20 protein-coding genes and 1 pseudogene are annotated in these 21,584 nt (G+C 66.1%); 9 read left to right on the forward strand and 12 right to left on the reverse strand.

The window, feature by feature from the left end; genetic code table 11:
* Positions 1 to 89: 89 nt before the first annotated feature.
* The 7 genes from BN3789_RS01025 to BN3789_RS01055 all read left to right on the forward strand — a co-directional run bounded on the left by BN3789_RS01025 (position 90) and on the right by BN3789_RS01055 (position 6,228).
* On the forward strand, positions 90 to 731 hold the full coding sequence (locus tag BN3789_RS01025) for a helix-turn-helix domain-containing protein (RefSeq protein ID WP_229254098.1): 642 nt from the start codon (positions 90 to 92) through the stop codon (positions 729 to 731).
* Positions 732 to 901: 170 nt separating this feature from the next.
* Positions 902 to 1,642 (forward strand): helix-turn-helix domain-containing protein, encoded by a 741-nt coding sequence (locus BN3789_RS01030; protein WP_066828863.1) that lies wholly within the window; start codon positions 902 to 904, stop codon positions 1,640 to 1,642.
* 284 nt (positions 1,643 to 1,926) lie between these two features.
* A complete protein-coding gene (locus tag BN3789_RS12955; protein ID WP_202615042.1) occupies positions 1,927 to 2,925 on the forward strand; it encodes a GNAT family N-acetyltransferase in 999 nt (332 codons plus the stop codon).
* 41 nt (positions 2,926 to 2,966) lie between these two features.
* On the forward strand, positions 2,967 to 3,377 hold the full coding sequence (locus BN3789_RS01040; protein WP_066828865.1) for a DUF5655 domain-containing protein: 411 nt from the start codon (positions 2,967 to 2,969) through the stop codon (positions 3,375 to 3,377).
* 58 nt (positions 3,378 to 3,435) lie between these two features.
* Positions 3,436 to 3,777 carry a hypothetical protein gene (locus tag BN3789_RS12960; RefSeq protein WP_066828867.1) on the forward strand — a complete coding sequence of 114 codons (342 nt, stop codon included), beginning with the start codon at positions 3,436 to 3,438 and terminating at the stop codon, positions 3,775 to 3,777.
* The gene (locus tag BN3789_RS12220; RefSeq protein WP_202615043.1) at positions 3,726 to 4,289 is read left to right on the forward strand and encodes a fructosamine kinase family protein; all 564 of its coding nucleotides are present in this window, start codon (positions 3,726 to 3,728) and stop codon (positions 4,287 to 4,289) included. Before BN3789_RS12960 ends, BN3789_RS12220 begins: the two co-directional genes overlap by 52 nt.
* Before the next feature lie 457 nt (positions 4,290 to 4,746).
* Positions 4,747 to 6,228, forward strand: coding sequence for an ATP-binding cassette domain-containing protein (locus BN3789_RS01055; RefSeq protein ID WP_066828871.1), 1,482 nt, complete (start codon positions 4,747 to 4,749; stop codon positions 6,226 to 6,228).
* Between the two features lie 82 nt (positions 6,229 to 6,310).
* Here the strand turns inward: BN3789_RS01055 and BN3789_RS01060 are convergent, their stop codons facing one another.
* The 5 genes and pseudogenes from BN3789_RS01060 to BN3789_RS13135 form a co-directional block, all read right to left on the reverse strand.
* Positions 6,311 to 7,663 (reverse strand): alpha-amylase family glycosyl hydrolase, encoded by a 1,353-nt coding sequence (locus tag BN3789_RS01060; RefSeq protein WP_066828872.1) that lies wholly within the window; start codon positions 7,661 to 7,663, stop codon positions 6,311 to 6,313.
* A 123-nt stretch (positions 7,664 to 7,786) separates the two neighbouring features.
* Positions 7,787 to 8,482 carry a DUF3784 domain-containing protein gene (locus tag BN3789_RS01065; RefSeq protein WP_066828876.1) on the reverse strand — a complete coding sequence of 232 codons (696 nt, stop codon included), beginning with the start codon at positions 8,480 to 8,482 and terminating at the stop codon, positions 7,787 to 7,789.
* A 456-nt stretch (positions 8,483 to 8,938) separates the two neighbouring features.
* Positions 8,939 to 9,598 (reverse strand): YczE/YyaS/YitT family protein, encoded by a 660-nt coding sequence (locus BN3789_RS01070; RefSeq protein ID WP_066828878.1) that lies wholly within the window; start codon positions 9,596 to 9,598, stop codon positions 8,939 to 8,941.
* Between the two features lie 79 nt (positions 9,599 to 9,677).
* The gene (locus tag BN3789_RS13130; protein ID WP_066828880.1) at positions 9,678 to 9,899 is read right to left on the reverse strand and encodes a macro domain-containing protein; all 222 of its coding nucleotides are present in this window, start codon (positions 9,897 to 9,899) and stop codon (positions 9,678 to 9,680) included.
* Between the two features lie 46 nt (positions 9,900 to 9,945).
* Positions 9,946 to 10,209 (reverse strand): annotated as a pseudogene (locus BN3789_RS13135) (macro domain-containing protein); the annotation flags it as partial.
* A gap of 554 nt (positions 10,210 to 10,763) precedes the next feature.
* Here BN3789_RS13135 and BN3789_RS01080 point away from each other — a divergent pair.
* Entirely contained in the window at positions 10,764 to 11,201 is a 438-nt protein-coding gene (locus tag BN3789_RS01080; RefSeq protein ID WP_066828882.1) for an Rrf2 family transcriptional regulator, read from the forward strand.
* 385 nt (positions 11,202 to 11,586) lie between these two features.
* Entirely contained in the window at positions 11,587 to 12,108 is a 522-nt protein-coding gene (locus BN3789_RS01085) for a nitroreductase (protein WP_066828884.1), read from the forward strand.
* Positions 12,109 to 12,198: 90 nt separating this feature from the next.
* On the opposite strand, the gene BN3789_RS01090 is transcribed toward BN3789_RS01085, so the two are convergent.
* From BN3789_RS01090 to BN3789_RS01120, 7 genes are all read right to left on the reverse strand, one after another.
* The gene (locus BN3789_RS01090) at positions 12,199 to 13,182 is read right to left on the reverse strand and encodes an SGNH/GDSL hydrolase family protein (protein WP_066828886.1); all 984 of its coding nucleotides are present in this window, start codon (positions 13,180 to 13,182) and stop codon (positions 12,199 to 12,201) included.
* Positions 13,183 to 13,245: 63 nt separating this feature from the next.
* Positions 13,246 to 14,811: an MBOAT family O-acyltransferase gene (locus BN3789_RS01095; protein WP_066828888.1), complete on the reverse strand. Its 1,566-nt coding sequence runs from the start codon at positions 14,809 to 14,811 to the stop codon at positions 13,246 to 13,248.
* Positions 14,812 to 14,838: 27 nt separating this feature from the next.
* Positions 14,839 to 15,072: a phosphopantetheine-binding protein gene (locus tag BN3789_RS01100; protein WP_066828890.1), complete on the reverse strand. Its 234-nt coding sequence runs from the start codon at positions 15,070 to 15,072 to the stop codon at positions 14,839 to 14,841.
* 186 nt (positions 15,073 to 15,258) lie between these two features.
* The gene (locus BN3789_RS01105) at positions 15,259 to 16,503 is read right to left on the reverse strand and encodes a diaminopimelate decarboxylase family protein (protein ID WP_066828892.1); all 1,245 of its coding nucleotides are present in this window, start codon (positions 16,501 to 16,503) and stop codon (positions 15,259 to 15,261) included.
* A 165-nt stretch (positions 16,504 to 16,668) separates the two neighbouring features.
* Positions 16,669 to 18,261, reverse strand: coding sequence for an amino acid adenylation domain-containing protein (locus BN3789_RS01110; RefSeq protein WP_066828894.1), 1,593 nt, complete (start codon positions 18,259 to 18,261; stop codon positions 16,669 to 16,671).
* A gap of 731 nt (positions 18,262 to 18,992) precedes the next feature.
* A complete protein-coding gene (locus tag BN3789_RS01115; RefSeq protein ID WP_066828897.1) occupies positions 18,993 to 20,642 on the reverse strand; it encodes a sensor histidine kinase in 1,650 nt (549 codons plus the stop codon).
* Between the two features lie 40 nt (positions 20,643 to 20,682).
* Positions 20,683 to 21,441: a response regulator transcription factor gene (locus BN3789_RS01120; protein WP_066828899.1), complete on the reverse strand. Its 759-nt coding sequence runs from the start codon at positions 21,439 to 21,441 to the stop codon at positions 20,683 to 20,685.
* Between the last annotated feature and the right edge of the window lie 143 nt (positions 21,442 to 21,584).

Genomic DNA, 21,584 nt, shown 5'->3' on the forward strand with positions numbered 1-21,584 from the left:
CCTGTCGGGAACCTTTGATGGTAAAGTGGGACGCGCCGTGCCACCCTGCGAGGTGAAGGACGGGCACGCGAGGACCCGAAAGGAGGGACATGATGGACACGATGCAGATCGGGGCGCAGATCAAGCGACACCGCGGCGAGCTCGGCCTGTCGCAAGACGGCCTTGCTGCCAAGGTCTACGTCTCGCGCCAGACGATCTCGTCATGGGAGACGGGCAAGACCTATCCCGATGTGCAAAGCCTCCTCATGCTCTCCGAGCTCTTCGGCGTGACCGTCGACGACCTCGTGAAGGGAGACCTGGAAACCATGAACAAGGCTATCGACTCCGACATCATCTTGATGAAGCGCTTGAGTATCGCCGTCCTCGGCTTCTTGCTGCTGATGCTCGCATGCCTCATTTGGCTGAGCGTGCAGATGATCGCGTGGGACTGGACCTTTGCGCAGACGATGCCCACCGCCCTGCTCGCACTTTCCATGTGGGGCATCGCTATGTTCTTCGCCGTCTGGACGGAGCGGATCAAGAAGGACCGAGACCTGATCACCTATCGGGAGATCAAAGACTTCCTGGCGGGCCGCACGGTCGACCGCAGCACGGAGCGCGGCCGGCGCGAGCGCATGATCCCGGGCTGGATGAAGATCGTCCGCACCGTGGGCCTCACGCTGCTCGCAGCCGCTATCGGAGCGTTCTTTGGATACGGCGGCGCGGCGCTTGTGGACCACCTGATGGGATAGGGCGCCGCGACGGATCTTTCGCCTTCCGGCAGGCCAGAGCTCGAACCCATCCGCCTTATGCCTGCGCCACGCTGGGCGCAACCACCGGTTGACACCTCTTGAGGGCCGAGCCGGCCGAAACTCGCTGCAGCCCGGTACAATCGGGATGACCCCGGCCAAGGGAGGCACCTATGAAGGCAGACACGCGCAACGATCGCACGCCGTCCATCGCCTGCGGGCTGGCCGAGCGCTTGGGCGCACGCAGGCGCGAGCGCGGACTCACCCAGGGCCAGGTCGCCGTCCGCCTCGGGATAAGCAGGCAGGCGGTCTCCAAGTGGGAGCACGGGCAGTCCGCCCCTGACCTGGACAACCTTGCCCGCCTGGCCGACCTGTTCGGCTGCACCGTCGATGAGCTGCTGGGGGGCACCGTTTCCGGCGATGAGCCCGACGAGCGCCACCCGGCGCGCCCGCAGGCCCCCGCCATGCAGACGCCCGCCGAGTCCGAGCGCATCGCATCCGACCGCCGCTTCATCGCGGGCGCCACCCTGGGGCGCGGAGCGCTCATAGGGCTCGGTCTCGCCCTCATGCAGCTCGCCCACGACCCCTCACCGCAACAGGACACGGGACCGCTCGCATGCGCCTACCTCGTCTTCATCCTGCTCTGCGCCATCGGGCTGTTCGCCTGCAACCTTCGCTACACGAAGCGCGGCGGCCCGAAACGAATCATCCTGTTCGACCTCGTCGCCATCCTGATGGCCTCCATCGTGCCGCATGCGCTCGGGGGAGCTCCGGCGGTACTCGCCGTCTGCGGCGTCATCGCCCTGGCGCTCACGGTCTGTTCGACCAGCATATACCGCTGGTGGCTGCTCTATCAGCGCGTATGGAACCCCGTCGAGGATCTCCGCGATCCCTGGGGACGATCTGCGCACTAGGGAAACAATGATTGAAGGGCTTCGAGCGCCGCGGACGGGCGAAACGGTACGCTATAGGCACGCCGCCCCGTCGAAAGTACGCTATGGGCACGTTTTTTGCCCGAAAGCGTGCCCATAGCGTACCGTGGATGGGTCGACGTGCAATATGCGTACCGTCGATCCGGACGGGCCCCGGGATGCGCGGCACGGAGCGATCGGGGGCAGGGCGCTTCGACCGGCGTTTGCCCCATGCGGTTTGCGGCGGGATAATCGTATCGACCACACCCGCTATCCAAAGGAGCCCCGTGCACGTTCGCGTCGAACCATACTCCCCCGCCTGGGCAGCGCAGTTCAAGGCCGAGGCGGCCCGCGTCGCCCGTGCGCTGGGCGATGCCCTCCTCGAGGTCCATCACATCGGCAGCACCTCGGTGCCGGGGCTTGCCGCCAAACCCGTCATCGACATGATGCCCGTCGTGCGCGACCTCGCCTCGGCTGACGCGCGGCGCGAAAGCCTGGAGGCCCTCGGCTACGAGTGGTGCGGGGAGTTCGGCATCCCCGGCAGGCGCTACCTGCGCAGGTCATCCCCCTCCGACCCAGACCTCCGCCTGTTCCAACTGCACGTCTTCTCGCAAGACAGCGTCGACGACATCCGACGCCATCTGGCGGTGCGCGACTACCTGCGCACCCATGCGGACGCCGCCCGCGCGTACGGTGAGCTCAAGGAGCGGCTCGCACGGCGCTTCCCCGAGGACATCGACGCCTACTGTGACGGGAAGGACGACTTCGTGCAGCATCTGCAGCATGACGCCGTTGCCTGGATGGCCGGGCGCGCCCGGTCGCTCCCCGTCATCGCGCTGCGCGATCGGCCGGACCTGATCGAGTGCGCCGCCGAGTGGTTCTCATCGATATGGGGCGTCGCGACAGAGGATTACCGCGCGAGCATGCGCGCATGCGTGCAGGGACGGACCGCGATTCCCCAGTGGTACATCGTGTGCGACAACGGACGGATCGCGGCGGGCGCGGGCGTGATCGACAACGACTTCCACGAACGCCGCGACCTCGCCCCCAACGTCTGCGCGGTCTACGTGCAGCCCGAATATCGCCGTCTGGGCGTGGCAAGGCGGCTGCTCGATGCCGTCTGCCATGACATGGCGCACCAAGGCGTGCCGCACCTGTACCTGCTCACCGACCACGATGGCTTCTACGAGCGCCTGGATTGGCAGTTCGTAGGCATGGTGCGCGACGATGACGGAGAGCTCGGACGCATGTACGCGCACCGGATGCCCGACGGGTGCGCGGAATAGCCGCTTTTGCGAACCGAGAGACGACGTAAGAAGGAGGAGCCATGGAGCACCGTGACGACGAGCTGGAACGCTTCTTTGCGCGCGACCCGCTCATGCTGCCGATCTACCGCGTCCTCGAGGACCGCATTTTGGCAGAGATCGGCGCCGACGTGCTCGTACGCGTGCAGAAGACGCAGATCACCTTCTCGGACCGTCGCGTCTTCGGCTGCGCATCGCTTCCCATCCGGCGCAAGCGCGACTGGCCCCGCCACTGCCTCATGGTGACCTTCGGGCTCGCGCACCGCGTGGACGCGCCGCGCATCGCGGTGGCGACAGAACCCTACCCCCACCGGTGGACGCACCATGTGCTCGTGGAGCGCCCGGACGAGATCGACGACGAGCTCATGGCCTGGATGCGGGAAGCGCACGCCTTCGCGCTGAGCAAGGGAGGCGCCGGCAGACCATCCGCGTGATCAGCGCCGAGAGGCCACGCTTGCCCCAAACCCCACCACGACCTTTCCTGGAGGGAACATGCCGACATTCACAGAGGACACCGTGATCAAAACCGGAACGGAGACCAGCGACGAGCTGCTGTGCGAGGCTGCCGGGCTGCGCTGGCTCGCCGAGGCCGAGGCGGACGGCGGCATTCGGTGCGCCCGCGTCCTCTCGGCATCGCGCCGTCAGCTGGTGGAGGAGCGCATCCGCACCGGCGCGCCCTCGCGCGCGGCCGCCCGGAGCATCGGCGAGGGCGGGCCGCGCCCGCTGCAGACTCGTGCCGGGTGTCGGGTGTGCGTCGGATACCTGTTCGGACGGGCGCATGGGTGTGTGGGAGGCGGGCCGGAAGCTGTCGCTTATGCACATCTAGGTGTGTAGAAGAGACAGCGGAAGCCCCCTCGTCATGGGGCGCGTTTTTCGCAACCTATCGCATACGCTACTACGTGCGCCTGCTGCGCGACGACGGCTCATTCGGCCCGCGTGAGGTGGATCTGCTCGAACGTGTGGCGTCCCGCGTGGAGCGCGGTGTTTTCGATGCCGAACAGCCCGAACTCGTGCGGGAGTCGGGTGCGGTCTGCGCGCGGCTGCACGGGGACCTGTGGGCGGGCAACGTCTTGTACCTGGCAGATCAGACCGAGCCGAGCGGCGGCGCGCTGATCGACCCCATGGCATACGGGGGACACGCAGAGACCGACCTGGCGATGCTCCAGCTGTTCGGCTATCCCTTCCTTGACGATGTAATCGCCGGGTATAACGAGGTATCGCCTTTGGCCGACGGCTGGCGCGAGCGCGTGGGCCTGCATCAGCTCGCACCCTTGCTGCTGCACTGCGTGCTGTTCGGAGGCGGATACATCGGAGAGACCATCGCCGTCGCCCGCCGCTACGCGTAAGGCGGCAAGATAGAGCAGCTTTTCATCGACACCGTGTCGATGAAAAGGAACCCGTCCCCAAATCGTCGACACCGTGTCGTTTGCTATACTCTGACCGTCAGCCGAGTGAAACATGGGGTTTTGCAGTGCGTGTGGCGGCGCCATCGGCTCGACAGGAAGAAGGCTGAACATTGCGGATTCGCTAGGGAAACGCTGATTAATTGCTTTCGCGGCGGTCGGTTCCGTGGCGAGGCGGATGCGGGCGAAGGCGAGGAAGGCGCAGTTGCGCTGCGCCGACGCAGCCTGAGCGCGCAGGCGCCCGGCACGCTTATACCCAGCGAGATGTGTATAAGGGACGCAGCCTGAGCGCGCAGGCGCCCGGCACGGGGCCGACCGGCGCGGAATGAATTGATCAGTGGTTCCCGAGACACACTCATCTGAACGCACGCGTATCGTCGCTCATCCAAGGAGTATGTCTATGCAGCTTTCGCTCACCGACGTCACCTTCGCCTACCCTTCCGCCCAAGAACCCATTTTCAACAACGTCACCGTCGCGTTCCCTGTCGGCTGGACCGGCCTTCTCGGCGACAACGGGTGCGGTAAATCCACCCTCGCGCGCATCGCCTGCGGACAGCTGCAGCCCGATGCGGGATCGGTCACGCGCGGCCTGGTCAGCATCATGTGCGCTCAGGAAGTCGACGAGGCGCCCGAGGGGCTGTACGACTTCGCGGCGGACTACGGTCGCGATGCGCGCGAGCTGCGCCGCATCTTCCGCATCGAGGACGACATGCCCTGGCGCTTCGACGAACTCTCTTTCGGCGAGCGCAAGAAGCTCCAGATCGCCGTCGCCTTGTGGCAGCGCCCCGACGTGCTCGTCGCCGACGAGCCCACCAACCATCTGGACGCAGACGCCCGCTCCCAGCTCGCCGACGCGCTTCGGCGCTTCCGCGGCATCGGAATCCTTGTTTCGCACGACCGCGACCTGCTGGACGACCTGGTGGACCGCTGCGTATCGTTCGAGGCGGGCGGTGCGCTCGTCGTGCGGCCGGGCGGATACACGGCGGCACACGGCCAAGCCGAGCTGGAGCGAACCTCCGCCCTGCACGAGCGCGCCGCCGCCAAGGAGCACCTGGCGAGGCTCACCGCCGAGCAGGAGCGTCGCGCGCACGAGGCAGCGCGCGCCGACGCGCGCCGCAGCAAGCGCAGGATCGACCCCAAGGACAAGGCCGCAAAGGCAAAAATCGATCTCGCCATCTACACCGGTCAGGACGGGGCGGCGGGAAAATCGGCCGTGCAGATGAACGCGCAGGTCGAAGCCGCCCGCAAGCGGGTCGCAGCCGCGTTCGTGCACAAGCGCTACGACGGCGACCTGTGGGTTGACGCGCAGCCGAGCCGCCGCAAGACGGTGCTGCACGTACCGGCATCTTGCATCCCCTGCGGAGCAGGAGAGCTCGTCATCCCCGAGCTGTTCGTGGGGAACACCGACCACGTGGGCATCGTCGGGCCAAACGGCGCCGGCAAGTCAACGCTGCTCGCGCACGTACGCGGCCTGGTGGCATCCGATCTACCTGTGCTCGACATCCCGCAGGAAGTCGAACCGAGCGAGCGGGAGCGCCTCGTTGCGCGCATCGTCTCGCTCTCCCCCGCCGAGCGCGGGCAGGTGCTCTCGACCGTCGCGCAGCTCAATTCCGATCCCGACCGCATCCTGGAGGGCGGTCGCACGAGCCCGGGAGAGCTGCGCAAGCTCATGCTCGCCGAGGGGCTGCTGCGCCATCCGGTCCTCATCATCATGGACGAGCCCACCAACCACCTGGACCTGCATTCCACCGAGGCGCTGGAGCGGGCGCTTGCCGGATATCCGGGAGCGCTGCTGCTGGTGAGCCATGACCGCACGTTCTTGCGAGCCTGCACCTCGAGCGTCTGGGACGTCCGTGACGGACGGGTCTCGCCCCATGCATAAGCGTGCCCGGGCACCGATCTGCCCGGGCATCCGTCTCTCACGCGCGCACGGGTTGTAACGAGCCCGTCCTGAAACGCGCCCTCTAGAGGGAGCGCAGCCAGCGCACCTCGAACGGGGCGAGCTTGAGCGACCCGTCCAGCTCAACCGGCGCGGCCCCGCGATCGAGCAGGTCGGCAAACGACCCGCGCAGCTCATCGGCCTGCAGGGTAAAGGGCTCGTCCACAGCGTTCACCGCCACCAGCACGCGCTCGGCAGGATGCTCGCCATCCATATCCGCCGCGCGCTCGAACAGCAGCTGCTTGTTGGTGATGACCACGTTGCGGTAGGACCCGTAATTGAGGGCGCGGCTGTCGGCGCGCGCGGCTATGAGCCCCTTCAGGTACTCTGTCAACTCGTTCGGCTCGGGCTCGACGAACTCGGGACGCAGATCGTAGTCGTCGTGCGCGCCCTTCACGCCGGCCTGTCCCCATTCGCTGCCGTAGTACAGGCACGGGATGCCCGGCATGCCGAACAGCACGCCATAGGCCGGACGGATGGCGCGCGGCTCGGTCAGGATGCTCGCCAGGCGCGTGACGTCGTGGTTGTCGGCGAACGAGAGCAGGTGCAGCCCGCGATAGATGCACCACGGGTCACCGCCGAACTGGCGATGCAGCGAGTGGGCGATCTCGAACATGTTCTGGGAGTTGAAGCTCGAGTACAGCCCCTTGTAGCACTCGTAGTTCGTGCACGAATGCAGCATCCCGTCGTTGACGATCTGGCTGTAATCGCCGTGGAGCGTCTCGCCGATGAGGACGAAGTCGCGCCCCGGCTCGCTCGCCGCGGTGATGTCGTTTGCGACCTGGCGCAACCGGCGGATGAAATCATGGTCGAGCGAATAGGCGACATCCAGGCGCAGGCCGTCGATATCGAACTCGTAGCGCCAGGCGCGCACGATGTCGAGCAGGTACTCGACGACCGCCGGATTGCGCAGGTTGAGCTTCACCAGGTCGAAGCACCCTTCCCAGCCCTCGTACCAAAAGCCGTCGCCGAACGCCGAATCGCCCTCGAAATTGATGAAGAACCAGTCGCGGTAGGGTGAGTCCCAGCGCTTCTCTCGCACATCCTGGAACGCCCAGAACTCGCGTCCGACATGGTTGAACACCGCGTCGAGCACCACGCGGATACCGTGGTCGTGGAGCTCGCGGACGACCTCGACAAAATCATCGTTGGTGCCCAGGCGGCAATCGATCTTGGTGAAGTCGCGCGTGTCGTAGCCGTGCGCGCTCGACTCGAACACGGGGTTGAGCAGCACGGCGCCGACGCCCAGCTCCTCCAGGTAGTCCGCCCACTCCGCCACGCGCTTGATGCGATGCTCCTGGATGCCGTCGTTATGGAGTGGCGCACCGCAGAACCCGATGGGATAAATCTGATAGAACGTGCTCTCGAATGCCCACATGACAGCTCCTCCTTTGCCGCCTGATGCCCACAAGCAAGTAGTATACCCGTCGCGGCGCAGGCGAACCGTCCGCGGGGGATGCGGAGGCGGCCGTAGCGGATGCGGCAGCGGTCGCGGCGAGAATCAGCCCATCAAAGAACCGTTGAAATGGATGATGCCTCCCAGCATCACGACAAGGCCGACACCGCACAGCACAAGTGCTGCCACCAGCAGGATCTTGACGATACGGGGCATCGGTCGACGCGTGCAGCACATGGCCAGCCCGATGGAGGACGCCAGGCCGACACCGAACACGATGGTGCCGGCACCGACCCATGCGGCAAGCGCCGGGAGATCATCGGGATCGACGTTGACGAGATGGTACCCGTGCAGCATCGACGGGTCGCCGGATGCGATCATGAGCACACCCGGCACCACGGTCGCGGCGCACACGACGACCGCGGCTAGAGCGCCGAGGCCGATCATGAGGGCACGCGATGTCCCCCGCGTGCTACCTCCCATCGTGACCAGAGAGCCGTTGAAGTGCACGATGGCACCCAGTGAGATCCCGATGCCGGCGATGAGCAGCGCGATCCCTATGACGCTCATCCAGTCGGGCATGTCGGCGGGCGGCATCAGCAGGGCGCACCCGACGCCCGCGACAAGCAGCCCCGCGCCCGACCAGCGCGCCAGCGGAACCATCTTGGAAGGCGGCACCGACGCGTAATGGTAGCCGTGCAAGATGCGCGGATTGCCGGAAACCAGCATGTAGACGCCCGTTGCGCCCACGATAAGACCGCAGAGCATGCAGGTGATGAAGCCACCCATCTGTTCGTCCATGACGAGCCTCCTCAAGGCCGCACATCCCATCGATCCGAAAGGATTGAGCAATCATAGCGCTCGGCGGCAACAGTGCAAGGTGCCCACTCGCACGTCGGCAAGCGGGGCCTTCAGAAGGATGAGCGGATGCAAATCGGGGGACGTACCTGCCGCGTGCATTCTTAGGGTGCCTATGGATAGCGGAGACATACATTTTACATATATTTATATGTATATTGCATATCGAAGGCGTACCAGCCGCACCAAAAGTGCAAATCGGGGACGTACCTTCCGCTTGCATACTTAGGGTGCCCATGAATATCGGGGATGTAGCGTTTGTGTATTTTTTTATACATATCACATATCGTAGGCGTACCCGCTGCACCAAAAGAATGCACGCGGAAGGTACGTCCCCCGATTTGCATAAGTGCACGCGGAAGGTACGTCCCCCTATTTGCGTCCCCCGATTTGCACCGATCAGCGGTCCTTCAGGATTGCGCGGATGGGCGCCGCGGTCTTGGGCAGCCAGAACTGGACCAGGGGGCCGGTGAGCAGCACGGCGACGATCGTCCCCGCGCCCACCGTGCCGCCGAGCGCAAAGCCAGCGGCCACGAAGAACAGGTCGCAGGCGACGCGGACCCAGCGGAACTCGATATTCGGAAGCTTGTCGGACAAGATGATTGCCACCAGGTCGTTCGGACCGGTTCCGGCGTTGCTGTTGATGACGATCGACATGCCAAGCGACAGCACCACGCACCCGACGAGCATGCTTGCGACGCGCAGCGCCATAGGAGACATCTCGTTGATGGCACCCTGGAGCAGCCAGGTGAACGCGTCGATGATGGGGCCGCCGCAAAACGCGCAGACCACCGTTCCGGGTTTGACGTAACCTTTCGTGGTGAGCAGCATGACCGCCATCAAGATGCACAAGACGATCACGTGGACCGTACCGACCGTCAGCCCGAACACGCGCGAGAGGCCCTGGATGAACACGGTGAACGTATCGGTCCCGAGCGACGACTGCAAAAACAGCGTGACGCCAAGATGCGCCACCGTGAGCCCGATAAGCAAGATGACCAGGGCCTTTGCCCAATCCTGTGCGCTCCTGGCAGACGTATCCGATGCGAACTGCGCCATATGGCCCCACTTTCCGACGAGAACCGATCGGCCGCATTATCTCACGTCGGCCCCGAAACCCGCGCGACGAACGGAGCGGCTAGCCGAGCAGGCGCCGGTAGATGGCGAGATCCTCGTCGAGAAAGACGTCGAACACGACGCGAAGACCGGCATCGGGATTCGCGTCGAGCCACGCGCGAACGGCTTCGACCGCGATCTGCGCGGCCTCGGCTTGAGGAAAGCCGAACACGCCGGTGCTGATGCAGCAAAACGCGACGCTTGCGAGGCTCTCCGCCGCCGCGGCGTCCCAGGCACGCCGCATAGCACCGCGCGAGCTCGCGCCGATGCCGCGCGGTGGGCGCCCCCTGCGCGATCGGCCCGACGGTATGGATGATGCAGCGGCAGGGCAGGTTGTACACACCCGTGACCTTCGCCTGCGCGGTGGGCTCGGGGTGACCCTGCGCCGCCATGATGCGCGCGCACTCAAGACGCAGCTGCACGCCGGCAAAGGTGTGGATGGCATTGTCGATGCACGAATGGAGCGGCTGCCAGCATCCCGTCATGGCGGAGTTGGCGGCGTTCACGATCGCGTCCGCGGCGATCGTGGTGATGTCTCCGCGCCACAGCCCCATGCGCGTATCGGCCGGGCAAGGTGCCACGTCCTCCACGCGCGTAATCCCTGCCTCGGCGATCGGCCCTTGCAGCAGCTCATCTTGCACCGCCAGGAACTCAGGCGCCGCAGGGGCCGGCTCGCGCGTGTTGACCAGGGCCCGAAACGCGCTCCAGAGCTCTTCGAACGAAGACCCGGGGCCTATATCATCTCCGCGGGAAGCATCCAGCCGCCCGTCTCCTCGCGTTCGCGCACCAACCACTCCACGGTCCTGCGCGCCAACGCGTAGCGACGCCTGTCGTCCACCATCGCTCCTCACCTCTTGCTCGGGAAACACCGAGTGATGCATGTTCTTACCCGGTGTTCGCATCTGCCACAGGACGGGCGCGCTTGGCAAATGCGGGCACCGGATCCGCCCATCGTCCCACGAGTTTAGCCCTCTGCACCTCACATGAGTTGTAATGTCTGCTGTTACACCATAGCGGGCGACTTCTCCACACTTCCTCCATGGTGTACTATAAACACGTACACCTCATGTCATGACACCGCTATTCACACGGAAGAAAGGGAAGCCCCATGCAGATCTCGACGCGCTTCACCATGGCCGTGCACATCCTGCTCGCCATCGGCGAGTTCTCCCCCGCCACGCGCACCACGTCGACGTTCCTTTCAAAGAGCGTCAACGCCAACCCGGTCGTCATCCGGCGCGCGTTGGGCCAGCTCAAAGACGCCGGCATCATCACCGTGGAGATGGGACCGGGCGGCGCCGCGTTCGCGCGCCCCGCAGAGCAGATCACGCTGCTCGACGTGTACCGCGCCGTGGAAAGCACCGAGGACCATCTGTTCAACTTCCACGAGAATCCGAACGCCGAGTGCCCGGTCGGCCGCAACATCCATGCCGTGCTCGACAGCGAGCTCGATGACGCCCAGAAGGCGCTCGAGGACCGTCTGGCGCAGACGTCCATCGCGGATCTGCTCGCCCGCATCGACACCCTGGTCGCCGAGCAGCAGTAAACGCAGGCAACGGGAGCAGCCGATCTGCCGCTCGCCATCCGGCCATAAAGCTGCGCGTCAAAGGGGTGTCCCCGACGTGCAAAAGCGCATGCGGAAGGTACGTCCCCGATTTGCACTCCTAGATTGAACAAAGGGGCCGATGACACAAAGCGGGCGAAATAGCACGCTAAGAGCTTTATTCAACCCCCTTTAGCGTGCCAAACGGCCCGTTTTGTGACATTTTCGCGCAACGACGACATCTGTGGGTTGGTTGGGGACGGGTTCGTTTCAACCCGTCCAGAGATCTGTTCAAAAGCGGGGCAACCCGGAAACGATATGCATCGCTTCCGGGCCGCCCCGAACGGGTACGAACCACAATGTCAGCCAACATCGCAAGGAGGTATCTATGAACACGCTCGATGCCCTCACCACGCGCCGAAGCGTCCGCAGCTATCGAAGCGATCCCGTGCCTAAAGACGCACTCGACCGCATCATCGAGGCGGGCACCTACGCCCCCACCGGCATGGGCAGGCAGTCCCCCATCATCATCGCCATCACCGACCAGAAGGTGCGCAACGAGCTCTCTGCCCTCAACGCGAAGATCATGGGTTCAGACGGCGACCCGTTTTACGGGGCGCCCGCCGTGCTCGTCGTGCTCGCTCGCAAGGACGTGCCCACGCATGTGTACGACGGCAGCCTGGTTATGGGAAACCTCATGAACGCCGCGCACGAGCTGGGAATCGCGAGCTGCTGGATCCACCGCGCCAAGGAGGAGTTCGAGCTGCCCGAGGGCCGCGCGCTGCTCCAGGGCCTCGGCATCGACGCGGACGCCTACGAGGGCATCGGCCACTGCATCCTGGGCTATGCCGACGGCGCCGAACCAGAGCCGAAGCCGCGCAAGGAGGATTACGTGTATCGCATCGCGTGATACCGCTTGAGGAATCACCGATCGATTCATTCCGCGGCAGGCGCCCTCGTGGCAAGGCGCCCGACGCGAGAGCAAGTAATCGGCGGCTCCCTAAAGCTCGGAGAGGCGCTTGACGTAGCGTCCGTGCGCCTCGTCCCAATCGGAGAATGCCTCGTCTCCGCGATGGTCGCCGACCCCATAGCGGCCCGCGAGTATCGAGCCTATGGCGCGGGTGACCTTCTGGGCGCCTCGCAGGTTGAGGTGGTCGCCGGCATCATAGGTGTCCTGCTGCCAGTCGATCTCCACCTTATCGGACCCGGAGTTGAGGTCGATGTAGTCCACGTCCAGCTCGTCGGCGACCTGAGCGATGCGGTTGTGCCGCGCCATATTCCAGTTCTTGGTGCTCGGCGTGCTCACGAGCACCAGGCGCGCGCCGGCATTCTTGCACATCTGCGAGATCTGCTCGAGGTACGCGCGGTTGAGGTCCGCCATCGGGGTCAGCTCGTCAGTCGGCTCCATATAGCCCTGCGTGTCTGCCGGCTTCGCCTCGAGCGCGCGGCGCAGGCGGAACCCCTTGAGCTCATCGGCCCAGGTGTAGCGGACCGGGCTCAGGAAGTCCTCTGCGGTGAGGATCTTCCAGCGATCGTGGTACTCGAAGACGGGGAACACGTCTTTGAGCAGGCGCCGCGCCGCATCGGCCATGGAGAATCGCGCGAAGGTGCAGTTGGTCTCCAGCACCACGACGCGCGGCGTCTGCCGCTTCAGCGCGCGGGCGAGCAGGGTGCGCGTGTAGCACAGCCGCTGCGCCGCGGTGGCGCTCACGTACGACGTGATGCCCCGATCGCCCCACAGCTGCAGCGGGGAGAACGAGCTGAACGCCTCGGAATCACCGAGGAACAGTACGTCGACGCTGCCCTCGCGCTCGCCCATCACGCCGTTGGCGCGCGCGTCGATCTGCCCGAACTCCCGCTGGTTGTTCTTGGGCATCACCACATGCGACAGCACGGCCAGCACCACCAGAAACACCGCCACCGCCGCCACGGTGCGCAAGGCGTACCGCAGGGGCAGGGGCAGCCCCTTGTTTCTCTGAATCATGTCATCTCCCATCCAACGGGCGACGGGCACGGAAGCATCGCATCCGGCACCCGCCGCCCCCTATCAGAACTGTGCGTACATGGGGTCAACCGGCTGGTAGTTCTCGCCGTACGCCCCGAACACGATGGCGACCAGAAACAGCGTCATGACCACGGCTGCGCGCCCCGCATAAGGCGCCGGACACAGCCGGGCGAGAGGATGGACGCCGCTCTCCCGCGCGCGCCCCACCGCAGCCAGAACCAGGATCGCCACGGCAACCAGGGCGAAGTCCGCGGCGTCCATGCCCAAGCCGAGGACGGTGCCGTCCACAGCCGATGCGAACGTGAACCCGCCCACGAGGCGGCCGAGCATGGCCAGCGCGTCGCCGGCGCTCGAGGCGCGGAAGATGAGCTCGCCCACCACGACCACCGCAAGCGTGCGCACGCGCTGCCACGCGCGCCAGGCGGCACCTGAGCGCGACACGCCCATGCGGCCGCAGATCGCGTCTCCCGCCAGGCCCGCGAACCCTCCGAGCCAGATGAGCACGAAGTAGTAGAGTCCGAACAGCAGGTACTGGCTGCCCGCGCCGTGCCATATCCCGTTGCCGAGCCACACGCAGCCGAGGGCGATGCCGCTCGCGGCAAGCGGCCCCACGCGGTTGCCGAGCACGCGGCGGGCGGCGCCGGTCACGCGCTTGACGGGAGCGCTCAACGACACCGGGTAGAACACGTAGTCGCGAAACCATGCGCCCAAAGAGATGTGCCAGCGCTGCCAGAACTCCGCCGCCGTGCGCGACGCGAAGGGCTGACGGAAGTTCTCAGGCATCGTCACGCCGAAGATGCGCCCCGCGCCGACGGCGAAATCCATCGTGCCCGAGAAATCGCAGTACAGCTGCAGGGTGTAGAGGGTGGCCGCCAGGGCGATGACGCCCCCGTCGTAGGCGGCATGGTCGGAAAACACCGTCTTGACCAGCACGTTCACGCGATCGGCCACGACCATCTTCTTGACCAGGCCCCACATGATGCGCACCGACCCGCTCCACAGGCCGTCGACCGTGATGGGCCTGCCCGCCGAAAGGCTCGTGCCCACCTGGCCGTACCGGGAGATCGGACCCTCCATGACCTGCGGGAAAAATGACAGGAACAAGGCGAGCCTCAACGGGTTGCGCTCCGCCTGCACCCCGCCTCGGTACACGTCGACCACGTACGAGACCGCCTGCAGCGAGTAGAACGAGATGCCCATGGGCACGCCGATACCCGAGATGTCCAGCACTCCGCCTGCGGGCACGAAATGGGGCAGATAGCGCAGCACCGCCAGCAGACCGATGTTGACCGCCACGCCCACCGTCACGGCGCCGCGACGGTAGCGACGATAGCGACGCTTCACCGCGCGCCGGGCATCCGAGTCCGCAGCCGCCGCGCGCGCCGCCGCCTGCTGCCGATCCAACGAGGAAAGCGCCAGGCCCACCAACCAGATGGATACGGCGGAGAGCAGCACGAACGCGATGAGCACCCCGCTGACGCTCGCGTAGAACACGCAGCTCGCGGCCAGCAGCACGTAGGGGCGCACGCGCGGGGGCACCAGCTGGTAGAGCAGCACGGTGAGAGGCAGGATGACCCCGAGCATCGCCACCGAGAAATACGATTCCATAGCGATCGTCCCCGAAGCCGACAGGCCCTACAGATCGGCCGCGCGCAGGCGGCTGACCATATCCCAGATCCCGGAGAGGGTGTTGAAGTTCGCGGGAACGATCTCCACTGCCGGGATGATGATGTCGAAGGCGTCCTCCAGCTCCGAGACGAGCGCGAGGATCGTGAGCGAATCGAGCACGCGCGCATCCACCAGATCGGTGCGGGTGCGATAGTCCTCGCCGGGTTTGAGGTCTTCGAGAATGTCGAGAATGGCGTCCATGGGTAGTCCTTTCCAATCGATTGATGCGAGACGGCGCGAACGCGCGCCGAGGATGACCGAGGGGCGGGTTGCACCCCAGCCGCGGGGGACGGGTGCAGGCGGCAGGCCGCCACTTTGGATTCGGAAGGATGGCGGGTACGGCGGTCTGCCGTCTGCGCCCGTTCCTCGCGGCTGCCCTTGAGCCGGTTAGGGCGTCGGGGAGTTGAGCGGATCGGTGGGAAGCGCGTCGCGCACCAGGCGGGCCTCGCCCGATCGGTCCACGACCAGCACGCGCGGCAGGTCACGGCTCAAGAACAAGGAGATGCCCTCGGTGGCGCAGTAGGCTCCCGCCGTGCCGAACGCCAGCACGTCTCCGGTCCGCAGGCCCGCAATCGGCATCTGCTTGGCGAGCAGGTCGTTCGCCGTGCAGAGCGACCCGCAGATGTTCCAGGCCTCGGATGCCAGGTCCGAACCTGCCGCGGGCGCCTCGTCCGCAGGCGCGCCGCCGGCTTGCGACAACAGCCGGCACGGGGGCTGGCGCATGGCCATCGACTGCCCGTAGTAGGCCAGATGGTGCATGCCGCCGTCCACGATCGCGTAGCGCGCGCCCGCGTTCTCCTTGGCGTCCTCGACGCGCGTCAGATAGGTGCCGCAGCTTGCGACCATGCTTCGGCCCACCTCAAGCGTGACGTGACCGCGCCACGCCATGCCCTCGAGCAGGCCGGCGAGCTCGGCGAGAAACGCGGTCTCGTCGAACGCGTCGCCCGCGAAGTACGCGACCGGCAAGCCGGGTCCGTACTCGAGCTCCGGCGCCTCCCATCCGAGCTCGTCTGCCATCTCGGACAGCAGCCGGTCGACGCGGGAAAGCTCGCGGCCGATGCGCTTCAGCGAGGTCTTCTGCGTTCCGGAGAAGAACTGCACGCCGCGCAGATCCGCATGCGGGTCGTCGAGCGCCCGACAGGCAAGCTGCTTGAGCTCGCCTGCGTCAACGCCGAACTGGTTGCCGCTCGTCAGGCGGAGCAGCAACGGAACGCAAGCCCTGTGGGCGCGCGCCCGATCCAGCACCAGGTCCATCTGGGCACGCGACTCCACCGTCACCGCGGCGGGCATCTCGGGCCACCGGAGCGCCGCGTCCACCGTCTGCGCATCCTTGTGCACGCCGGACACCACGACGGCACCGGCAGGCACTTGCATGCGCTCGCAGATGCGCAGCTCGCCCGGCGAGCACGCCTCGATACGGTCCACGAGCGAGACGAGCTCGGGCAGCACGAAGGTGTTCGCCTTCATGGCGAAGCACAGGCCCACGCCCTCCGGGAGCATCTCACGCAGGTACGCGACGCGATCAGCGAGAACGCGCACGTCGAACACATAGGACGGCGTGCCGAAGTCCCGCGCAAGCCGAAGCAGGCCCGCGTCGTCCATTCCGAGGCCCGCAGGAACCGTTACGTTCATGGGAAGTCCTTTCGTTTTCCGTTCGTGTCCGGATAAGGCCGCGGCCGCGGCCGCTTCGATCCGGGCGCGCTTTGGCCGCCTGCTCTCCCGCATGGGAGGAGACGTATGACTGTTGCGATATCGAAGAAGGGAAAGCAGCCGGCCGAAGCGCGCCCGGCAAGGTGCTCAGTTCGGAGACACCGCCCGTCGGTCCGCATGCAGGCGGAGGAGCTCGGCGCGGTCCACCTTGCCGTTCTTGGTGAGCGGCATGGTCTCCACCGGCACCACCGCCGCCGGCACGAACGGTCCGGGCAGCACCCGAGCCACGGCGTGGCGCAGGGCGCGCACGTCGATGTCCGCCCCTTCCACGAAGGCGCAGATCCGCTGTCGGCGCGCGTCGTACGCGCATCGGCAGCGCAGCACGCCCGGTTGCCGCTCGAACGCGGCATCGACCTCCTCGAGCTCGATGCGATGCCCCAGATGCTTGATCTGGTTGTCCGCCCGCCCGCAGAAGAAGAGTTCCCCGCCGTCCCCCAGACGCACCAGGTCGCCGGTGCGGTACAGGGTCTCGCGCACGAGCGGCTGCAGTGGATTGCGCACGAAGGCCCGCGCGGTGCGCTCGTCGTCGCCCGCGTACCCCGAGGCGAGCGCCGAGCCGCCCACGTACAGCTCGCCCATCTCGCCGGACCCGCGGACCTCATGCCCCGCGCCGTCCAGCACCAAAACGCGCCGGTTGGAAAACGGTTCTCCCAAAGGCATGCCGTCCCCATACGCCCGTTCGCGATCGACCTCGTGGAACAGGCAGTTGCACGTGACCTCGGTGGGGCCGTACAGGTTCACGAAGCGCGCTTGGGGCAGGCGCTCCATCCAGAGCCGCAGGTGATGCGGGGGCATGACCTCGCCGCTGAACATGACGAAGCGCACCCGCGGCAGATCCGCCCGCTCCAAGCCGCGCAGGGCGGACAGCAGGCACAGCGCGGCCACCGCCCACACCATGACGGTCACGCGATGGGCTCGCAGCGCGTCCATCAGCTCCGAGGGCGCCGAGAACAGGCGACGCGGCAGGATGACCAGCCGCGCGCCGGCGGCCAAAGACCCGTAGATGTCCTTGACCGAGACATCGAAGTCGAACGGCGCCTGGTTGCCCAAGATGTCGTCCGGACGCAGCCCGAACGTCTCGACGAACGTGCCCACGAAGTCGACGATGGCGCGATGGCTCACGACGACCCCTTTCGGCGTCCCCGTCGAGCCCGACGTGAACAGCACGTACGCGGCGTCGCTGTCCACGATGCCGCGCGCGGTGCGCGCGAGCCCAGCAACGTCTACGGGGCACTCGACCAGCTCCTCGGCAGCCAGCACGTCCGCCTCGGGAAAGCGCTCGCGCGCGGCCTCCCGGTCAGAGGCGGCGGCGATGACGGCCCTAGCGCCCGACGCCTTCAGCACCGCGCGGGAGCGCTCGACGGGCGCCGCCATGTCCACGGGCACGTAGCAGCCCCCGGCCGCAAGGACCCCGAACATGGCCGCGAGCATCAGCGAGCTCTTCTCCATGAACAGTACGACGGGCACGCCCGCATACCCGCCCGCGATCAGCCCGGACCCTGCACGGCGCGCACGGGAAAACAGCTGTCCGTAGGTATGCGACGAGCGCTCGTCCACAACCGCCACCCTGCCCGGATGACGGGCCGCCCCGCGCTCGAGAAACACAAGTGCGGTATGGCGGTACGCAGAGGCCCCCGCCTCGACGGCGGCGGGAGCGCTCTTAACAAGCACCTCGTACATCGTGTCGACCTCCTCTCGATTCCCGGCGTCTGCCGGGTCGCTCGATTTCGACTATCAAGCTTACGGAGGCCTCCTTCAGGACCCCTGAAGGGAACCTAAAGGTTCGCTAAGAGTGAGGCTGTTGGACGGAGCCGATTTGTCCAGATTTTGGTACATACGATAATTTGCATAATTCTATGGTTATTATGCAGAAATATTGGTAGTTTGCGCATTTCGCGGGAAGGCGGCTTGACCGGGGCCGAGTTTGTCATTGTTTTTGGGTCCCGTTTTCCCACCGTCGCGATGGCTTCGACATTTCCGCAGGATCCAACTGGGGAAATGTCGAGAGGTGCGGCGCATGTGGAGAATCGGCACCGAAAAACAATGACAAACTCGGTATGCAGGTTTTTTCATCTGGTCGCTGTGCAAATTGGGGACGTACCTTCCGCATGCACTTCCGAACAGCCGGGAGCGCGACCCGCCCCGCCTCCCGGCTGCGACGAGCACCGGGGGCTCGCCCAGGACGCGCAGCGCCACAAGGCGCTCGGCAACTCCATAACAGCGCTGGTCATCGCGTGGAGAGGCCGGCGCATCGAGTGAGCTCTGCCCAGTCTGGCGGAGCCGCGACTGCATATCGGGGACGTACCTTCCGCATGCGCTTGTGCACGCCGAAGGTACGTCCCCAGCGTGCAAAAGTGCATGCGGAAGGTACGTCCCCGATTTGCACACGGGCGGGTGCGGGGCGTGTTTTTCTAGCGGTCCGCCTCTTCTGCGCAGGGCAGTTGCAGCACGAAGCGGGTCGACCATGGAGCGTCAACGGCAGTGTCGAGGTAGGCCATGCCGCCCATGACCTCGGCGGCGCGGCGCACGATCGAAAGCCCCAGGCCCGTCCCGCACCCTGCGGCGCGGGCCTCATCCGAGGTCGCGAACGGCTCGAAGATCCGCTCGGCTATCGCAGGGTCAACGCCCTTTCCCGTATCGGACACCGAGACCGTCACAAGCCCCGACCCCTCGTCACGCGAACACGCCACGCGGATTCGGACGCCGGGCTCATTATGAACACAGGCGTTGTCTATCAGATTCAGCACCGAGCGGCACAACAGTTGCACATCGACCAGGGCGCGCGCCGGACCTTCCGCGCACACCTCGAGCGTGCACCCGGCGCTCTCGACCTGCCCGCGCGCCTCGTCGGCGGCACGGCGCACCTCGCACGCCACGTCGATCTCCAGCAGATGAGGCTCGTACGCGGGATGCTCCATCTTGGAGAAGCTGAACAGCAGGTCGATGAGCTCGCCCGCCGCCTGCGCCCGATCCCGCATGGAGCGCAGGTAGCCGGGCGCCTTGTCGGGGGGAACCACGCCGTCGGCAAGCGCCTGGGCGTACCCGCCGATGACTGTGAGCGGGGTCTTGAGGTCATGGGAGACGTCGGCGATGAGCTGTTGGCGTTCCAGTCGCGCCGTGCGCAGACGGTCCATGAGGTCGGTAAAGTTGTCATAGGTGGCCATGAGCTCGCGAGGGACCTGCTCGGCGGGGGTGACCTCGCCTCCGTTCCGATACGTCTCGATCGCCCGGTCCAGCGGACGCGCCGCACGCCGCATCAGGCGCGCGAGCCCCCAGGCAGCCACGACCGTGGCGATCAACCCGGCAGGAATCGCCAGCAAGGCGATACGTCCCGCATCGTCCACCACGCGCTGATAGGAGGCATCGTTCACCAGCGGGGCGGCCAGCACCAGCGTGCGCAGGTCGCCGTCAGCTGTCTGGTAATCGAGCCGCTCGACGGACATCCGCGCGTCGTACATGCCCTTGATGAAGTTGAATTCGCGACGGCTGAGCGAGGTCCTGCCCGAGAACAGGTCGCCGTCTAGAACGTTCAGGTCGGCATCGAGCAGCGCCTGAGCGTCGATGCGCTTGTAGGCGGCGTCCACGAGCACGTCGGCGCCTCCGTCCGCATCGCCGGCCTCTACGAGCACATCGTACTCGGTGGCCGAGCACATCATGATGCGATAGCACGGCTCTCCGTCGACCTGCTCGGAAAACACCTCGTAGAACAGGCCCTCCCGATAATCGTTGATGAGCGGCAGGTAGCTCGCCCTGATCTTTTTGGCAGCGACGTCGTCGGAGGCGTACAGCCGCGTCCCGTCGCCGTCGAACACCGCGATGCGGCACGAGGAGAGCTCGGGATCCCGCAGCGCGCCGAACCGGTCGTGCTCGAGATCCCCCTCGTGCGCAAGAACCGTCTCCATGGACGGAAAGGCGGTCGCCAGCAAGAACTCGCCGGCCGCCCCCACCGCGAAGGCGATAGCACCCAGCACGAACGCGTAGGCCGCGAGCACGGCCAGGCAGCGGGCGGTCAGGCTGCGAGTCGCGACGCGCAGCGCGCCGGCAAGCGATCTGCTCCTCATCCCGCGTCGCCCGGATCCACCCCGGACGCGCCCGCTTTCCTTACGCATCGAGCCGGTACCCCAAGCCGCGCACGGTCCTGATATAGCGGGGGCGCAGCGGATCGTCTTCCAGCTTGGCGCGGATGTTCGAGATATGCACCATGACGCTGCCGGCTCCGCCCACCGCAGGCTCCCCGTTCACGCAGGTGTACAGCTGGTCCTTGGAGAACACGCGGCCCGGCGAGGCCATGAAGGCGGCCACGATCTTCAGCTCCGCCGCGGTAAGCGGGACGGCGCGGCCCAGGCGGCTGAACACCAGTCGCTCCGTGTCGAACGAAAGGTCGCCGCAGGTCAAAACCGAAGAAGAGGGAGACGGGGATCTCTGCTCGCCCATCTCGGCACCCGTGCCCGAAGCGGCCTGCGGGGCGTCGCCGCCCTCGGCGTCGGTCCCCCGCATCGATGCGCGGCGCAGCACCGCGCGAACGTAGGCGGTCACCTCCAACGGGTCGAACGGCTTCGAGATGTAACCGTCCGCCCCAGCGTCTAGCCCTACGATCTTGTCGGCGGGCATCGTGCGGGCGGACACGATGATGATCGGCACGTCGCTGAACGCACGCGCTGCGCGTATGAAGTCGAAGCCGTTCATGCACGGCATCATGATGTCCACAAGCGCCACATCCACCGGATGCTCGCGCACCGTCGCGAGCGCCTGCTCCCCGTCCGCAGCCGTAAGCACCTGGAACCCAGCCGCCGCAAGATAGAGGCTCAACAGCTCGACGATGTCCGCGTCGTCCTCGGCTATCAGCACGGTCTGCGCCATGATGCACCTCCGATCTCGATCATTTGCTGACCATCCTAGCGGGTCGGAGGGCATGCCATGGGCAATTCACAGGTGTCTACAATCTGTCGACGCCCTGGTACGAGGGTGCGCCCCCATGCTCCGGGAACGAGGCAGACGACAGG

Origin of the sequence: Collinsella ihumii (genome assembly GCF_900046475.1) — a bacterium.
GTDB classification, from domain to species: domain Bacteria; phylum Actinomycetota; class Coriobacteriia; order Coriobacteriales; family Coriobacteriaceae; genus Collinsella; species Collinsella ihumii.

Bases quoted from the DNA above. Each gene is read 5' to 3' on its own strand.
- BN3789_RS01025 (WP_229254098.1), top strand. From the start codon at position 90: ATGATGGACACGATGCAGATCGGGGCGCAGATCAAGCGACACCGCGGC.
- BN3789_RS01030 (WP_066828863.1), top strand. From the start codon at position 902: ATGAAGGCAGACACGCGCAACGATCGCACGCCGTCCATCGCCTGCGGG.
- BN3789_RS01040 (WP_066828865.1), top strand. From the start codon at position 2,967: ATGGAGCACCGTGACGACGAGCTGGAACGCTTCTTTGCGCGCGACCCG.
- BN3789_RS12960 (WP_066828867.1), top strand. From the start codon at position 3,436: ATGCCGACATTCACAGAGGACACCGTGATCAAAACCGGAACGGAGACC.
- BN3789_RS01055 (WP_066828871.1), top strand. From the start codon at position 4,747: ATGCAGCTTTCGCTCACCGACGTCACCTTCGCCTACCCTTCCGCCCAA.
- BN3789_RS01060 (WP_066828872.1), bottom strand. From the start codon at position 7,663: ATGTGGGCATTCGAGAGCACGTTCTATCAGATTTATCCCATCGGGTTC.
- BN3789_RS01065 (WP_066828876.1), bottom strand. From the start codon at position 8,482: ATGGACGAACAGATGGGTGGCTTCATCACCTGCATGCTCTGCGGTCTT.
- BN3789_RS01070 (WP_066828878.1), bottom strand. From the start codon at position 9,598: ATGGCGCAGTTCGCATCGGATACGTCTGCCAGGAGCGCACAGGATTGG.
- BN3789_RS13130 (WP_066828880.1), bottom strand. From the start codon at position 9,899: ATGCGGCGTGCCTGGGACGCCGCGGCGGCGGAGAGCCTCGCAAGCGTC.
- BN3789_RS01080 (WP_066828882.1), top strand. From the start codon at position 10,764: ATGCAGATCTCGACGCGCTTCACCATGGCCGTGCACATCCTGCTCGCC.
- BN3789_RS01085 (WP_066828884.1), top strand. From the start codon at position 11,587: ATGAACACGCTCGATGCCCTCACCACGCGCCGAAGCGTCCGCAGCTAT.
- BN3789_RS01090 (WP_066828886.1), bottom strand. From the start codon at position 13,182: ATGATTCAGAGAAACAAGGGGCTGCCCCTGCCCCTGCGGTACGCCTTG.
- BN3789_RS01095 (WP_066828888.1), bottom strand. From the start codon at position 14,811: ATGGAATCGTATTTCTCGGTGGCGATGCTCGGGGTCATCCTGCCTCTC.
- BN3789_RS01100 (WP_066828890.1), bottom strand. From the start codon at position 15,072: ATGGACGCCATTCTCGACATTCTCGAAGACCTCAAACCCGGCGAGGAC.
- BN3789_RS01105 (WP_066828892.1), bottom strand. From the start codon at position 16,503: ATGAACGTAACGGTTCCTGCGGGCCTCGGAATGGACGACGCGGGCCTG.
- BN3789_RS01110 (WP_066828894.1), bottom strand. From the start codon at position 18,261: ATGTACGAGGTGCTTGTTAAGAGCGCTCCCGCCGCCGTCGAGGCGGGG.
- BN3789_RS01115 (WP_066828897.1), bottom strand. From the start codon at position 20,642: ATGAGGAGCAGATCGCTTGCCGGCGCGCTGCGCGTCGCGACTCGCAGC.
- BN3789_RS01120 (WP_066828899.1), bottom strand. From the start codon at position 21,441: ATGGCGCAGACCGTGCTGATAGCCGAGGACGACGCGGACATCGTCGAG.